The 13,391-nt window shown below is 69.0% G+C and carries 14 protein-coding genes and 1 pseudogene; 7 read left to right on the top strand and 8 right to left on the bottom strand.

Annotated features, from left to right (window positions below; all coding sequences use genetic code 11):
* Nucleotides 1-151: 151 nt before the first annotated feature.
* Entirely contained in the window at nt 152-1,357 is a 1,206-nt protein-coding gene (locus AORI_RS53975; RefSeq protein ID WP_016332964.1) for a class I SAM-dependent RNA methyltransferase, read from the bottom strand.
* The gene (locus AORI_RS53970; RefSeq protein ID WP_016332963.1) at nt 1,354-3,381 is read right to left on the bottom strand and encodes an APC family permease; all 2,028 of its coding nucleotides are present in this window, start codon (nt 3,379-3,381) and stop codon (nt 1,354-1,356) included. The genes AORI_RS53975 and AORI_RS53970 overlap by 4 nt, the downstream gene beginning before the upstream one ends.
* A 97-nt stretch (nt 3,382-3,478) precedes the next feature.
* Here AORI_RS53970 and AORI_RS53965 point away from each other — a divergent pair, with 97 nt between their 5' ends.
* Complete coding sequence (locus AORI_RS53965; RefSeq protein ID WP_016332962.1) at nt 3,479-4,144, top strand: potassium channel family protein; 666 nt, start codon at nt 3,479-3,481, stop codon at nt 4,142-4,144.
* A complete protein-coding gene (locus AORI_RS53960) occupies nt 4,144-4,800 on the top strand; it encodes a potassium channel family protein (protein WP_016332961.1) in 657 nt (218 codons plus the stop codon). Before AORI_RS53965 ends, AORI_RS53960 begins: the two co-directional genes overlap by 1 nt.
* Here the strand turns inward: AORI_RS53960 and AORI_RS53955 are convergent.
* Together AORI_RS53955 and AORI_RS53950 are read right to left on the bottom strand one after the other, a co-directional pair.
* Nucleotides 4,797-5,525 (bottom strand): DUF3159 domain-containing protein, encoded by a 729-nt coding sequence (locus tag AORI_RS53955; RefSeq protein ID WP_016332960.1) that lies wholly within the window; start codon nt 5,523-5,525, stop codon nt 4,797-4,799. The genes AORI_RS53960 and AORI_RS53955 overlap by 4 nt on opposite strands.
* Before the next feature lie 9 nt (nt 5,526-5,534).
* The gene (locus tag AORI_RS53950) at nt 5,535-5,915 is read right to left on the bottom strand and encodes an OB-fold nucleic acid binding domain-containing protein (protein WP_005164535.1); all 381 of its coding nucleotides are present in this window, start codon (nt 5,913-5,915) and stop codon (nt 5,535-5,537) included.
* Between the two features lie 103 nt (nt 5,916-6,018).
* Here AORI_RS53950 and AORI_RS53945 point away from each other — a divergent pair, with 103 nt between their 5' ends.
* On the top strand, nt 6,019-6,726 hold the full coding sequence (locus AORI_RS53945; RefSeq protein ID WP_200870966.1) for an alpha/beta fold hydrolase: 708 nt from the start codon (nt 6,019-6,021) through the stop codon (nt 6,724-6,726).
* On the opposite strand, the gene AORI_RS53940 is transcribed toward AORI_RS53945, so the two are convergent.
* The gene (locus AORI_RS53940) at nt 6,723-7,376 is read right to left on the bottom strand and encodes a DUF3710 domain-containing protein (protein WP_016332958.1); all 654 of its coding nucleotides are present in this window, start codon (nt 7,374-7,376) and stop codon (nt 6,723-6,725) included. The two genes, AORI_RS53945 and AORI_RS53940, sit on opposite strands and share 4 nt — an antisense overlap.
* On the bottom strand, nt 7,376-7,858 hold the full coding sequence (dut, locus tag AORI_RS53935; protein ID WP_007033571.1) for a dUTP diphosphatase: 483 nt from the start codon (nt 7,856-7,858) through the stop codon (nt 7,376-7,378). The genes AORI_RS53940 and dut overlap by 1 nt, the downstream gene beginning before the upstream one ends.
* Before the next feature lie 24 nt (nt 7,859-7,882).
* Between dut and AORI_RS53930 the strand changes: the two genes are divergently transcribed.
* Nucleotides 7,883-8,377, top strand: coding sequence for a DUF3093 domain-containing protein (locus AORI_RS53930; protein ID WP_046199774.1), 495 nt, complete (start codon nt 7,883-7,885; stop codon nt 8,375-8,377).
* Nucleotides 8,378-8,485: 108 nt separating this feature from the next.
* On the opposite strand, the pseudogene AORI_RS82170 reads toward AORI_RS53930, so the two are convergent.
* Nucleotides 8,486-8,795, bottom strand: a pseudogene (locus tag AORI_RS82170) (DUF4193 domain-containing protein).
* 454 nt (nt 8,796-9,249) lie between these two features.
* Here AORI_RS82170 and cei point away from each other — a divergent pair.
* On the top strand, nt 9,250-9,933 hold the full coding sequence (gene cei, locus AORI_RS53920) for an envelope integrity protein Cei (protein ID WP_016332954.1): 684 nt from the start codon (nt 9,250-9,252) through the stop codon (nt 9,931-9,933).
* Between the two features lie 84 nt (nt 9,934-10,017).
* Here cei and AORI_RS53915 read toward each other — a convergent pair whose 3' ends face one another.
* On the bottom strand, nt 10,018-10,836 hold the full coding sequence (locus AORI_RS53915) for an inositol monophosphatase family protein (RefSeq protein ID WP_016332953.1): 819 nt from the start codon (nt 10,834-10,836) through the stop codon (nt 10,018-10,020).
* A gap of 67 nt (nt 10,837-10,903) precedes the next feature.
* Here AORI_RS53915 and ppgK point away from each other — a divergent pair, with 67 nt between their 5' ends.
* Together ppgK and AORI_RS53905 are read left to right on the top strand one after the other, a co-directional pair.
* The gene (ppgK, locus tag AORI_RS53910; protein WP_043848708.1) at nt 10,904-11,665 is read left to right on the top strand and encodes a polyphosphate--glucose phosphotransferase; all 762 of its coding nucleotides are present in this window, start codon (nt 10,904-10,906) and stop codon (nt 11,663-11,665) included.
* Nucleotides 11,666-11,911: 246 nt separating this feature from the next.
* Nucleotides 11,912-13,312 carry an RNA polymerase sigma factor gene (locus AORI_RS53905; RefSeq protein WP_016332951.1) on the top strand — a complete coding sequence of 467 codons (1,401 nt, stop codon included), beginning with the start codon at nt 11,912-11,914 and terminating at the stop codon, nt 13,310-13,312.
* Nucleotides 13,313-13,391: the final 79 nt, after the last annotated feature.

The following is a 13,391-nucleotide window of genomic DNA, read 5'->3' as shown; positions in this document are numbered from 1 at the left end:
GCCGTGCCCGTCGCAGCCAGAACAACCTTTTCCATCACAGTCGCCACAGACAGAGGTAAGATAGTTCATGATGCGAGCAAGTTAACGAGCACGACCACACCCGGACAAGCCGAACGAAGCCACTCCATTCCGACGGATTACAAATCCCGAATCATTGCAGCAACGCAACGCATTCAACGTGGTGCGTCATCGGGAAAGCGTCGAAAGCGCGCAGATCCACCAGCCCGTATCCGTGTTCCTTGAACAGCGCGATGTCGCGCGCCAAGGCGGCCGGGTCGCACGCCACGTAGACGATCCGGTCGGGGGATCCCTCCACAATGGACTCCACGACCGCCTTGCCCGCGCCCTTGCGCGGCGGGTCGAGGACGACGACGTCCACCGGTTTGGGGGCGTCGGCCAGCAGGTGCTCGACGCGGCCGGAGCGCCAGCGGACCTGCGGGAGGTCGGCCAGGTTCTCCTCGCCGTCGGCGACGGCACGCCTGCCGGATTCGACGGCCAGGACCCGTCCGCGCGGGCCGACCTGCGAAGCGAGCACGGACGCGAAGAGGCCGACGCCGGCGTACAGGTCCCAGGCCACGCCGTCGCGCGGTGCCTCGGCCCATTCCGCGACGACGGCGGCGAGCGCGTCCGCGGCGGCCGGGTGGACCTGCCAGAAGCCGTGGGCGTCCAGGCGCCAGTCGCGACCGGCGGCGTGCTGCACCGCGATGCCACCCGCCAGCTGTCGTGACCGGGTCTTCCCATGGACCGTCGACAGGTCGCGAAGGTGCACTTGGCCCTCGCCGTCCTTGGTGACCTCGATTTCGCTGCCGGGGCGCCAGTTGCGCGACACGACGTCGTCGAGCGCGCCGGGGACGGTGATCGGGCAGTCGTCGATCGCGATCACGCGATGACTGTGGTGCGCCCGGAAGCCCGCCTTGCCGTCCTTGCCCGCGACGAGCCGCACCCGGCTGCGCCAGTCCAACGGGCCACCGTCGAGCGCTTCGACGACGACGTCGCGCTCGATCCCGGCGAGCCGCTTCAGCTGTTCCATGACCACGGCGGCCTTGAGTTCACGCTGATAGGCGGGCGTGGCGTGCTGCCAATCGCAGCCGCCGCACTCCCCCGGCGCCGCGAGCGGGCACGGCGGCTCCACGCGTTCGGGTGATGCCTGCAGGACCTCGATCGCGTCGGCGCGGCAGAACGAGCCGCCCTTGTCCTCGGTGATCGAGGCCAGGACCCGCTCACCGGGCAGCGCGTGCCGGACGAACACGACCCGGCCCTCCGTCCGCGCGACGCAGTGCCCGCCGTGCGCGACCGCGCCGACCTCCAGCTCGATGGTCCGTCCGAGCCAGGTGCCGGTCGACGCGTCCACACTCATTCTGCCTTGTCCTTAGTTTTCTCGGGTTGCTTGACGACCGGGGTGAATCCCCGGCGCACGTCACCGGCCGCCGGGCGGGCCTTCCGGTCGCGTTTGATCGCCTTTTCCGACGATTCGAGCTGCCACGGCACGCTGGTCACCATGACGCCGGGCTGGAACAGGAGGCGTCCCTTCAGCCGCAGCGCGCTCTGGTTGTGCAGCACCTGCTCCCACCAGTGCCCGACCACGTACTCGGGGATGAACACGGTCACCACGTTGCGCGGATTGTCGCCGCGGACGCGCTTCACGTAGTCCAGCACCGGTTTCGTGATCTCGCGATACGGCGATTCGATCACCTTCAGCGGCACCTTGAAATTGTGGTCGTCCCATTCCTGGACGAGTTTGCGGGTCTCGACGTCGTCGACGTTCACCGTGACGGCTTCGAGGACGTCCGGCCGCACCGCCTTGGCGTAGGAGACCGCGCGCAGGGTCGGCAGGTGCAGTTTCGAAATCAGCACGATCGCATGGTTGCGCGAAGGCAATACGGCCGGTTTCCGGTCCATTTCGCGCAATTCCTCGGCGACCCGGTCGTAATGCTTGCGGATCGCGGTCATCAGTACGTAGATCGCCACCATGGCCGCGATCGCGATCCAGGCGCCGAGGAGGAACTTCGTCACCAGCACGATGATCAGCACGGTGCCGGTCATGGTGAGGCCGATCGCGTTGACCGTCTGCGAACGCCGCATCCGCCGCCGCACCGCCGGATCGGTCTCCCTGGCCAGCAGCCGGTTCCAGTGCCGGATCATGCCCGCCTGGCTCACCGTGAACGAGACGAACACGCCCACGATGTAGAGCTGGATGAGCTTGGTGACCTCGGCGTCGAACGCGATGATCAGCACCAGCGCGAACGCCGACAGGAACAGGATGCCGTTGGAGAAGGCCAGCCGGTCGCCGCGGGTGTGCAGCTGGCGTGGCAGGTAACGGTCCTGCGCGAGGATCGAGCCGAGCACCGGGAAACCGTTGAACGCGGTGTTCGCGGCCAGCAGCAGGATGATGCCGGTGGCGAAGGAGATGTAGTAGAACGCGGGGGTGAAGTCGGCGAACACCGCCTGCGCGATCTGCGCGACGATCGTCTTCTGCTCGTAGCCCGCCGGAGTGCCGGTGAGCTGCGTTTCCGGGTGCTCGGCGAATTTGACGTCGGTGATGATCGCCAGCGTGATGATGCCGACCAGCATCGTCACCGCGAGCACGCCCATCATCAGCAGGGTGGTCGCGGCGTTCTTCGATTTCGGCTTCTGGAACGCCGGGACACCGTTGCTGATCGCCTCGACCCCGGTCAGCGCCGCCGCACCGGAGGAGAACGTGCGCAACAGCAGGAAGAAGAACGCGAAACCGGTCAAAGAGGCTTCTTCGTGCAACTGGAAGTCCGCGCTTTCGGCGCGCATGTCGGCGCCGGAGGCCGCCTCGATCAGGCCCCAGATCACCATGCCGAGGATGCCGATGATGAAACCGTAGGTCGGGATGGCGAACGCTTTGCCCGATTCGCGAACTCCGCGCAGATTCAGCGCGGTCAGCACGACCACGATGATGACCGCGGCGATCACCTTGTGCTGCGCCACCCACGGGATGGCGGACCCGATGTTCGCCACGCCGGACGACGTCGACACCGCCACGGTGAGCACGTAGTCGACCAGCAGCGCGCTGGCCACGGTGAGGCCGAATTTGCCGCCCAGGTTGGTGTTCGCGACTTCGTAGTCGCCGCCACCACTGGGATAGGCGTGCACGTTCTGCCGATAGGACGCCACCACGACCAGCATGACGAGCGCGACGGCGACGCCGATCCACGGCGCGAACGCGTACGCCGACAAACCGGCGACGCTGAGGGTGAGAAAGATTTCCTCAGGCGCGTAGGCGACGCTCGACAACGCGTCGGACGCGAAAATCGGCAGCGCGATGCGCTTCGGCAGCAGCGTATGCGAGAGGCGGTCACTCCGGAATGGACGTCCGAGGACGAGCCGCTTCAATACGGTCGGGAACTTCGACACCGCAGAAGACTAACGGTCGCCCCCCACGGTAGGTTCGGCGCTGGTATGTCTGGGTACCTGCGGACGGGTGAACGTCCGACGACGAAGGAGGCAGGGCGTGCACGTGGTGATCATGGGATGCGGCCGGGTAGGCGCATCCCTGGCCGCGGCGCTGGAGCGGCTGGGGCACGAAGTCGCCATCATCGACAAGACCCAGCAGGCGTTCCGGCGGCTCGGCAGTGATTTCCACGGTCAGCAGGTGGTCGGCGTCGGTTTCGACCGGCAGGTGCTGATCGAGGCCGGGATCGAACGCGCGGGGGCCTTCGCGGCGGTGTCCAGCGGCGACAACTCGAACATCATCTCGGCGCGGGTGGCCAGGGAGAACTTCGGCATCGACAAGGTCGTCGCCAGGATCTACGACCACAAACGCGCGGCGGTCTACGAACGGCTCGGCATCCCGACCGTGGCGACCGTGCCCTGGACGACCGACCGGTTCCTGCGCACCCTGCTCCCCGACGGCGTCGCCTCGGAGTGGCGCGACCCGTCGGGCAGCGTGGCGCTGCTGCAACTGCCGCTGAACGAGGGCTGGGTCGGGCACAGCGTGCGTGATCTGCAGGACACCACCGGCGCGCGGGTCGCGTTCATCATGCGGTTCGGCACCGCCGTCCTGCCCGACACCAAGGCCGTGATCCAGGCGGACGACGTCGTGTACGTCGCCGCGAAATCAGGCACTGTCAGCGACGTGACCAGCGTCGCCGCTCGCGAACCGGAAGAGGAGAACTGATGCGGGTCGCGATTGCCGGGGCCGGCGCGGTCGGCCGGTCGATCGCCGCGGAGCTGATCGACGGGCGTCACCAGGTGATGCTCATCGAGCGCGAGGCCGACCAGTTCGAGCCGCACACCGTCGAGCAGGCGGACTGGGTGCTGGGCGACGCGTGCGAGGTCTCGATCCTCGAGGAGTCCGGGATCGAGGAGTGCGACGTCGTGATCGCCGCGACGGGCGACGACAAGGCGAACCTCGTGGTCTCGCTGCTCGCGAAGACCGAGTTCGCGGTGCGCCGGGTGGTGGCGCGGGTCAACAACCCGGCCAACGAATGGCTGTTCAACGACGCCTGGGGCGTCGACGTCGCCGTCTCGACCCCGCGGATGCTCGCGGCGATGGTCGAGGAGGCGGTGAGCGTCGGTGATCTGGTGCGGCTGATGACGTTCCGGCAGAGCCAGGCGAACCTCGTCGAACTCACCCTCCCGGAGGAGACGCCGCTCGCGGGCAAGGCGGTCAGCGAGATCAACCTGCCGCGTGACGCGGCACTGGTGACGATCCTGCGCGGCGACCGGGTGATCGTGCCGCAGCCGGAAGATCCGCTGGAGCCGGGCGACGAGCTGCTGTTCGTGGCGACGTCGGACGTCGAGCCGGAGATCCGGACCGCGCTGGGTTATTAGTTGTCGACGGCGGGCGCCTGCGCGTACTTCGCGCGCAGGCGCGCCTCGATCTCTTCGTCGGTCTCTTCGCGCGGGGCCGCCTCGGCCTGTGCCTTGAGGTGCTTGTCCGACCGCCGCACCGCCCAGACGACGGTGAGCAGGCCGAGCGCGTACAGCGGGTAGCCCATCGCGATCTTCGCGAAGGCCAGCCAGCCGGTGTAGTCCTCGTCGTAGAGCCAGCGCTGCACGACGAACCGGGCACCGAAGATCAGCGCCATCGCGGCGGTCGCGATCGAGTACGAGATCAGCGACTTCTTGTCCTTGCGCCACGCGTGGCCGCTGCCGTTGAGCGCGTTCCACACCACGCCGGCGAGCGGCCAGCGGACGAGGATCGACAGCACGAAGACACCGCAGTAGACCAGGCTCGTCCAGATGCCGAAGAGGAAGAAGCCCTTGGCCGAACCGGTCCGATAGGCGATGAACGCCGCGATCGCGACGCCGAAGAACCCGGAGATCGCCGGCTGCAGCGGCTCCTTGCGGACGATGCGCAGCACGGTGATCGCCACCGCGCTGCCCACCGCGGCCCAGATCCCCACCGTGAGCCCGAAGATCGCGTTCGCGATCACGAACACGATGACCGGCAGCGAGGAATAGAACAGCCCGGACAGTCCGCCCATCTGTTCCAGCAGGGTGGGCTGGGGCTTCTTGTCTTCGGTCTTCTCTTCGCCGCCGACGGGTTCAGTCACGATGCGGGATCAACTCACAGGGCTCTGAAGTTCGTAATAGGGGTTGTAAAGCACCTTCTGACCATCACGTTCGGCCATCCGGCCGCGCACCTTGATGGTTCGCCCGGGTTCGATCCCGGGGATCCGGCGGCGTCCGAGCCAGATTAGCGTCACACCCTGTGTGCCGTCGAACAGCTCGGCCTGCAGTGTCGCCGCCTCGTTGGTCGGGCAGAGCTCCACACTGCGGAGTCTCCCGAGCACCGTCACCTCTTGACCCGACCGGCAGTCGCAGGCGCGCTGCGCTCCGCCGGCCTCGGATTTTTCGGACAGATCGTCGGCGTCGAGATCCTCGACGTCGCTGGTCAGCTTGCGGACCAGCCGGCTGAAGTAGCCGCCGTCTTTGGCGGGCATAACGGTGCTCCTGTGCTCCGGGGCCCCCGACTTGAACGGCCCGTGCGTAATCCAGCGTAACTGTGCTCGGACCAGGACAACGGGTTTGGGAGAAGATCGCAACGTGACCTCCGCTATTCCGCCTACGACGGCAGTAGTACTCCCCGGCACCGGGTCCGACGAAGTGTTCGTGCGCGCCGTGTTCGACGGTCCGCTGCGGGCGCTCGGCATCCGGTTGATCGCCCCGCCGCCTCCTCCTGGCGAGAGGCTCGCGGAGGGCTATCTCGCGGAGCTGGACAGGCTCGCCGGCGAGCACGGTCCGCTGCTCGTGGGCGGCATCTCGTTCGGCGCGCATCTCTCGGCGGAGTGGGCGGCGCGGAATCCGGGCCACTGCACCGGCCTGCTCGCCGCGCTCCCGGCCTGGAACGGCCCGGCCGGGCGAGCACCCGCGTCGCTCGCCGCGCGGCTGTCAGCGGATCTGGTGGCCGAAAACGGGGTCGGCGGCGCGCTGGCGAAATCCTCCGACGGCGTCCCGGAGTGGCTCGCGGCGGAGCTCGGCCGCGCGTGGCGTCGGCACGGCGCCGGGCTGGCGGCGGGCCTGCGGACGGCGGCGGCCCATCCCGCCCCGTCGCTCGAAGACCTCAAGGGCCTCGACGTGCCCGCGGGGATCGGCGCGTGCGTGGACGATCCGATCCACCCGGCGGAGGTCGCCCGCGCCTGGGCGGACGCCCTGCCGCGCGCCGAGGTCGGCGAGTCGACGCTCACCGCCCTCGGCGCGGACCGGGAGTCACTGGGCCGGGCGACCGTGCTGGCCTGGCTGAGGGCTCGTTAACCCTGCTGCTCGGCGATGTGCTGCGCGACGGCGTCGGGCAGCGTGATGGTCAGCGGGGTGCGGACCGGCATCGGCGCGTCACCGCGGTCGACGATGGTGTGCCGCACGATCTCCCGCAGCACGGCCGGCGCCTGCGCCGCCTGCGACTGCGGCCCGGCGATGACGCCGCGGAGCATCCATCGCGGGCCGTCGACCCCGACGAACCGCAGCGCGACGTCGCCGACGATCGCGGACAGCTCCAGCCCCCACTCCCCCATGCCGACCGACACCTTGGCGCCGTCGGCCCGCAGCTGCTCGGTGAGCTCGGTGCTGACGTCCTTCCACAGGCCGCCGGACCGGGGCGCCGCGTAGCCGCTGACGGTGATCTGGCCCTGTTCGGTGACGACGTGCACCGCGCGGACGCCGCCGCTCTCCGGGTCCATCTCGACCTGGACCTGGGAACCGTCGGGCACCGGCACCTTCACCGAGCCGAGGTCGATCCTCGGGATGCCGTCCTCGGGCGCGTCGGCGAGGTCGAAGGGGCCATCGGAGGTCTCCGACAGCTGCGACTCGATCTCTTCGTCGGCGTCGTCGGCAACTGGACGCTCGTCGACCTCGGGCGCGGCGTGCCGTCCGGTCGGCTTCGCGCGCTTGCGTCCGAAAATCCCCACTAGTTCTCCGTTCCTTCCCTGGCTCCGGCTCCCAGTGTGGCGTGTCCGCCCGTGGAGCCATACCCTCCCTCGCCGCGCTCGGACGGCTCGAGCTCGGCGACCTCGACGAACTCGGCCTGTTCGACCCGTTGCACGACCAGCTGCGCGATCCGGTCGCCGCGGGTGAGCACGACCTTCTCGGAGAGATCATGGTTGATCAGGCAGACGCGGATCTCACCGCGGTACCCGGAGTCGATCGTTCCGGGGGTGTTGACGACCGAGAGGCCGACGCGGGCGGCGAGGCCCGACCGCGGGTGCACGAAGCCCGCGTAGCCGGGCGGCAGCGCGATCGCGACGCCCGTGCCGACGACGCCGCGTTCACCGGGCGCGAGCACGAGATCCGAGGTGGTGACGAGGTCGGCGCCCGCGTCGCCGGGGCGCGCGTAGGCGGGAAGGGGGACCGAAGGATCGATCCGGGAAAGCAGTACCTGAACGGTGGACACGGGCGGCGAGACTACCCTGAAGAGGTGGTTGAAAGTGTGAGCGCGGCCGAAGGCGGCGACGTCAAGCATTCAGAGCGGCTCTATGTCCCGTGGTGGGGCTGGCCGTTGCCGCTGCTGGGCGGCGGGCTGCTGGCGGCGGAGATCGACATGGGCTACCCCGGGCTCCGCGGGTGGCTGCCGTACGTGGTGCTGATCCCCGCGGTGGTCGCGCTGATGATCTCGCTCGGCCGGTCCCGCGTCCGGGTGACCGGTGGAGACGAGCCGGAGCTGTGGCTGCGCGACGCGCACCTCCCGCTCAAGTTCGTCGGCGACGTCGACGTCATCGACAAGGAGGCCAAGCGCAAGGCGCTCGGCCGCGACGCCGATCCGGCGGCGTTCGTGCTGCACCGGGGCTGGGTGGGCCCGGTGGTGCGGGTCTGGCTCACCGATCCCGACGATCCGACGCCGTACTGGCTGTTCAGCACCCGGCATCCGGAGAAGGTGGCCGCGCTGCTGCGCCACCCCGCCTCGAAGCCCTAGACACAGGCTCGTGCTTGTTCAGGAAAGGGGGCCGGCCATCTGGCCGGCCCCCTTATTCCTGTTCAGACCCCGAAACCCCCTGTCGCGCCGTCCCCTGTGCCCGTAGGCTCAGGCGCAGTCGCGGCAGATGAGCCGTCCGCCACTCTCCTCCGCCAGCCTGCTGCGGTGATGCACCAGGAAGCAGACGGAGCAGGTGAACTCGTCGGCCTGCTTGGGCACGACCTTGACGGTCAGGTCCTCCCCGGAAAGTCCGGAGAGGTCCGCGCCCGGCAGCTCGAAGTTCTCGGCGGTCGCGTCCTTCGTCGACGTCCACGACGCCGGACTGGTTTTCGTTACGCCGTGCCTTCAGCTCTTCCAACGAGTCTTCGGCCAGCTCGTCGGCTTCGCTGCGGCGCGGAGCGTCGTAGTCGGTCGCCATTAGTCCCTCACCCCTGCGATGCTTTCGATGTCAGATGGCCCGGACACGCGAGCGCGCGGCTCGTGAGTCCTTCGTGCCGCTGGTTAACGTCCCAGCGCCCCTGTTTGTGCCCGGCTGGGCAGTGAGCGAGGTCTCTCTTTTGCGCCTCTTACTGCCGCCTGAGCCCGCGAAGGGTAGCTCACGCCGATACCGGCTCTGCAACGAGTCAGACATTGCCACGATTACGTCACCCAACAGGGGGAACCCTGCTGTCAAGACGCCTGTCGTCCGAATGGGTTGCGCCCGCGTCGGGTACCTCACCCCTTGGGCCCGGCCGCTTGCCCGGAGTGGCCATCGCGTGGTGCTATCCGGAGGCCCGCGCCGATCACCCTCGCCGCAACGCATAGGCTGATCGGACACGATGGTGAGATGAAGCACCGTCCGGGGATCCGGGCTTTGGGGAAGGGACTGGCAGGTGGCGTCGGGGAACGGCATCGGGGACCGCGGGGCGAGGCCGTATCGCAAGCACAACCCGCTGCCCGCGCTCATCGTCATCGGGGTGATGGCCCTCGGCGCGGTCATCGTCTGGGTGAACGTCGTGGCGAGCAAATCCGACATCGACGCCAGGGTCCGCTGCGATCCGCCGCCCGTGGCGCCGCAGGGTGTCACCTACACGCCGCTGGCGCACAACGGCCTCGACGACCGCGCGCCGGTCCCGCCGGACAAGGTCGCCGTCCAGGTGCTCAACGGCTCCCAGGTGCGCGGCCAGGGTGGCATCGTCACCAGCACGCTCCGGGAACTCGGTTTCTCCCAGATCGTCGAGCCGGACGTCGACCCGGCCTACAAGAACGCGGAAGCCAAGTGCCGCGGCCAGATCCGCTTCGGTGAGAACGGCGCCGCCGCGGCCCGCACGCTGAGCCTCGTGGTCCCGTGCGCCGAACTGGTCAAGGACAACCGCAAGGACGCTTCGGTCACCTTCACCACCGGCACCCTGCTCGGCGACGTCCGCCCGAAGGCGGAGGCGCGCCAGGTGCTCGACCAGCTCACGAAGTGGTCGAAGGCGCAGCAGGGCAGCGGTGGCGGTGAGCAGTCCGCGGGCGGCGGTGCCCCGGTGATCGACCAGGCGCTGCTGAAGGCCGCTCGCGAAGCCCCCTGCTGACCCGCTCTCGCTCAAATGTCATGAACGACCCTTTCCTGACGTTTTTCGTCAGGAAAGGGTCGTTCATGACATTTGGCGGCCCCCTCAGATCCCGCCCACACCCGAGTCGAGCAGCGCCTGACGCAACGGAGCCGCGATCGACGGCGCCACCGCGAACGTCGCGTCCGGCCCCAGCTCGGCGTCCTCACCCGGCAGCGACACCTGAGCGCCCGCCTCGGCCGCGATGAGCGCTCCGGCGGCCCAGTCCCAGTGCCCGAGGCCGTGTTCGACGTAGGCGTCCAGCCAGCCCGCCGCGACGGCGCACAGGTCCAGCGAGGCGGCCCCGTTGCGCCGGACGTCCCGCACCCGGGTGGCCAGTTCCGCGACGAACCGGGCCTGCTTCGTCCGCCGTTCGACCTTGTAGGCGAATCCGGTGCCGACGAGCGTCAGATCCAGCCGGGAAGGGGCGTTGACCGCCAGCGGCCGCCCGTCGAGGAACGCGCCCTGCCCGCGCGCGGCGGTCCAGCGGCGCCCGCTGACCGGTTCGACGACGGCGCCCGCCACCGACACCCCGCCGACCTGCGCGGCCACCGAGACGGCGAACCACGGCAGCCCGTAGAGGAAGTTCACCGTCCCGTCGATCGGGTCGACCACCCAGGTCACGCCGTCGCCGGCGATCCCGCCGCCCTCCTCGCCGAGCACGGCGTCGTCGGGGCGCAGTTCGGCGAGCCGCGCGCGCACCAGCCGTTCCGACTCGTGGTCCACCGCGGTCACCACGTCGGTGTCGGCGGATTTGGTGTCCACCCGCACCTCGCGGCCCGCGTTCATCCCGGTCCAGGCCTCGCGGACCAGTTCGGCGGCCTCGCCCGCGACACGCTCGGCGATACCCTTCAGCAACGTCTCGTCAACTCCCACGTCCGCCATGTCACCACATCCGGTTAAAGTCTCCGAGGCAGGCTTCTGAATCGTGCGAGAAGGGACCACGTCCGTGGTGGAGGCGACCCGAGGGTTCGGTATCGACATCGGCGGCAGCGGGATCAAGGGCGCGCTGGTGGACTTGGCGCAGGGACAGCTGATCGGCGACCGGATCCGCATCGACACGCCGAAGCCGTCGACCCCGGAGGCGGTGGCGGACGTCGTCGCCGAGATCACCGGCCAGGCGGGCTGGGACGGCCCGGTGGGGGTCACCCTGCCCGCGGTGGTCAAGAAGGGGGTCGCGCACACCGCGGCCAACATCGACCGCAAGTGGATCGGCACCGACGCCGACGCCCTGTTCGCCAAGCGCCTCGGCCGCGGCGTCGACGACATCGCGATGCTCAATGACGCGGACGCCGCCGGCATGGCCGAGATCCGCTGGGGCGACCCGGCGGCGCGGCGCGGCGTGACGGCGCTGCTGACCTTCGGCACCGGCATCGGCAGCGCGGTCTTCCAGGACGGCAAGCTCGTGCCCAACACCGAGTTCGGCCACATCGAGGTCGACGGCTTCGACGCGGAGAAGAAGGCCGCGGCGTCGGTGAAGGACAACGAAGAGCTGTCGTATCCCGAATGGGCGGAACGGGTGAACAGGTATCTCTCCGTGCTGGAAAACCTGATCTGGCCGGATCTGTTCATCGTCGGCGGCGGGGTCAGCAAGAAGTCGCACAAATGGGTCCCGCTGCTGGACATCCGCACGCCGGTGATCGTCGCGTCGTTGCAGAACAACGCGGGCATCGTCGGCGCGGCGGCCGCCGCGGCGGAGGGCATCGAGCACTGACGCGACCACGCTGACAACAGCCCCGCGGATGTCACTTCGGCGCGTCGCACGGCGTGTCGCGCCCGCCGTTCGGTGGTCCGCGCCGCGACGCTGTCACGTATCGTCGTTACAATGGAACACGGCCCCCGGCGGCGGCACCAACGAGAACAAGGGAAACCGCAGGCCGAGGGGTGTTCCCCGAAGTTTGAGGCAGCCGAGACCATCACGCCTCGGCTCGTCATGATCGACCGCTGCGAAAGGGCGTAAGTGGCAGCCGCAAGAACCGCAACCCGAAGCGGGACGAAGACAGCGACCGCAGCCGGCGAGCCGGCCGACGAGGCAGCCACCGACGCGGCGAAGCCCGCGGCGCGCAAGACCGCCGCCAAGGCGGCCGGCGCGAAGAAGGCCCCGGCGAAGAAGGCTCCGGCCAAGAAACCCAGCACCAAGAGTGCGAAGACCGAAGACGGCGACCCGGAAGACGGTCCCGGTGACCTCGACGAGGCCGACCTCGAGACCCCGGATCTGTCCGACCTCGAAGAGGTCGAGGTGGATGTCGTCGACGCTTCCGTCACCGAGGAGACGGATGAAGACGCGGAGTCCGAGGAGGACGTCGAAGAGACGCCCGCCCGCGGGCGCCGCACGTCGACCGACAAGAACGCCGGCAAGTCTTCCGACAACCCGGACTTCGTCTGGGACGAGGAAGAGTCCGAGGCGCTGCGCCAGGCCCGCAAGGACGCCGAGCTCACCGCTTCGGCCGACTCGGTCCGCGCGTACCTCAAGCAGATCGGCAAGGTCGCCCTGCTGAACGCCGAGGAGGAGGTGGAGCTCGCCAAGCGCATCGAGGCCGGGCTCTACGCCGCCGAGCGCGTCCGCAACGCCGAGGAGGAGGGCGAGAAGCTCGTCACCCAGATGCGGCGCGACCTCAAGTGGATCGTGCGCGACGGTGAGCGGGCGAAGAACCACCTCCTGGAGGCGAACCTCCGGCTCGTGGTCTCGCTGGCCAAGCGCTACACCGGCCGTGGCATGGCGTTCCTGGACCTGATCCAGGAGGGCAACCTCGGCCTGATCCGCGCGGTCGAGAAGTTCGACTACACCAAGGGCTACAAGTTCTCCACGTACGCCACCTGGTGGATCCGTCAGGCGATCACCCGCGCGATGGCCGACCAGGCCCGCACCATCCGTATCCCGGTGCACATGGTCGAGGTCATCAACAAGCTCGGCCGCATACAGCGTGAACTGCTGCAGGACCTCGGCCGCGAGCCCACCCCCGAAGAGCTCGCGAAGGAAATGGACATCTCCCCGGAGAAGGTCCTCGAGATCCAGCAGTACGCCCGCGAGCCGATCTCGCTCGACCAGACCATCGGCGACGAGGGCGACTCGCAGCTCGGTGACTTCATCGAAGACTCCGAGGCCGTCGTCGCGGTCGACGCGGTGTCGTTCACGCTGCTGCAGGACCAGCTCCAGTCGGTGCTGCAGACGCTGTCCGAACGTGAGGCGGGTGTGGTGCGGCTGCGGTTCGGCCTCACCGACGGCCAGCCGCGCACGCTCGACGAGATCGGCCAGGTGTACGGGGTGACCCGTGAGCGCATCCGGCAGATCGAGTCGAAGACGATGTCGAAGCTGCGTCACCCGTCGCGTTCGCAGGTGCTGCGCGACTACCTGGACTGAGCCCAGGGTTCCCGGAAAGCCCCGTCACCGTTTCGGTGGCGGGGTTTTCCGCGTCCGGTGTCGAATCGCGGCCCGCCCG

This window comes from Amycolatopsis keratiniphila (genome assembly GCF_000400635.2).
Classification (GTDB): Bacteria; Actinomycetota; Actinomycetes; order Mycobacteriales; family Pseudonocardiaceae; genus Amycolatopsis; species Amycolatopsis keratiniphila.
The sequence above is the reverse complement of the archived record's forward strand: the minus strand, read 5'-3'. Positions and strand labels throughout refer to the sequence as shown.

What these genes read in the sequence shown, in the direction of transcription:
- AORI_RS53975 (WP_016332964.1), bottom strand. Translation starts at nt 1,357, where the DNA reads ATGAGTGTGGACGCGTCGACCGGCACCTGGCTCGGACGGACCATCGAG.
- AORI_RS53950 (WP_005164535.1), bottom strand. Translation starts at nt 5,915, where the DNA reads ATGCCCGCCAAAGACGGCGGCTACTTCAGCCGGCTGGTCCGCAAGCTG.
- AORI_RS53915 (WP_016332953.1), bottom strand. Translation starts at nt 10,836, where the DNA reads ATGGCGGACGTGGGAGTTGACGAGACGTTGCTGAAGGGTATCGCCGAG.
- AORI_RS53960 (WP_016332961.1), top strand. Translation starts at nt 4,144, where the DNA reads ATGCGGGTCGCGATTGCCGGGGCCGGCGCGGTCGGCCGGTCGATCGCC.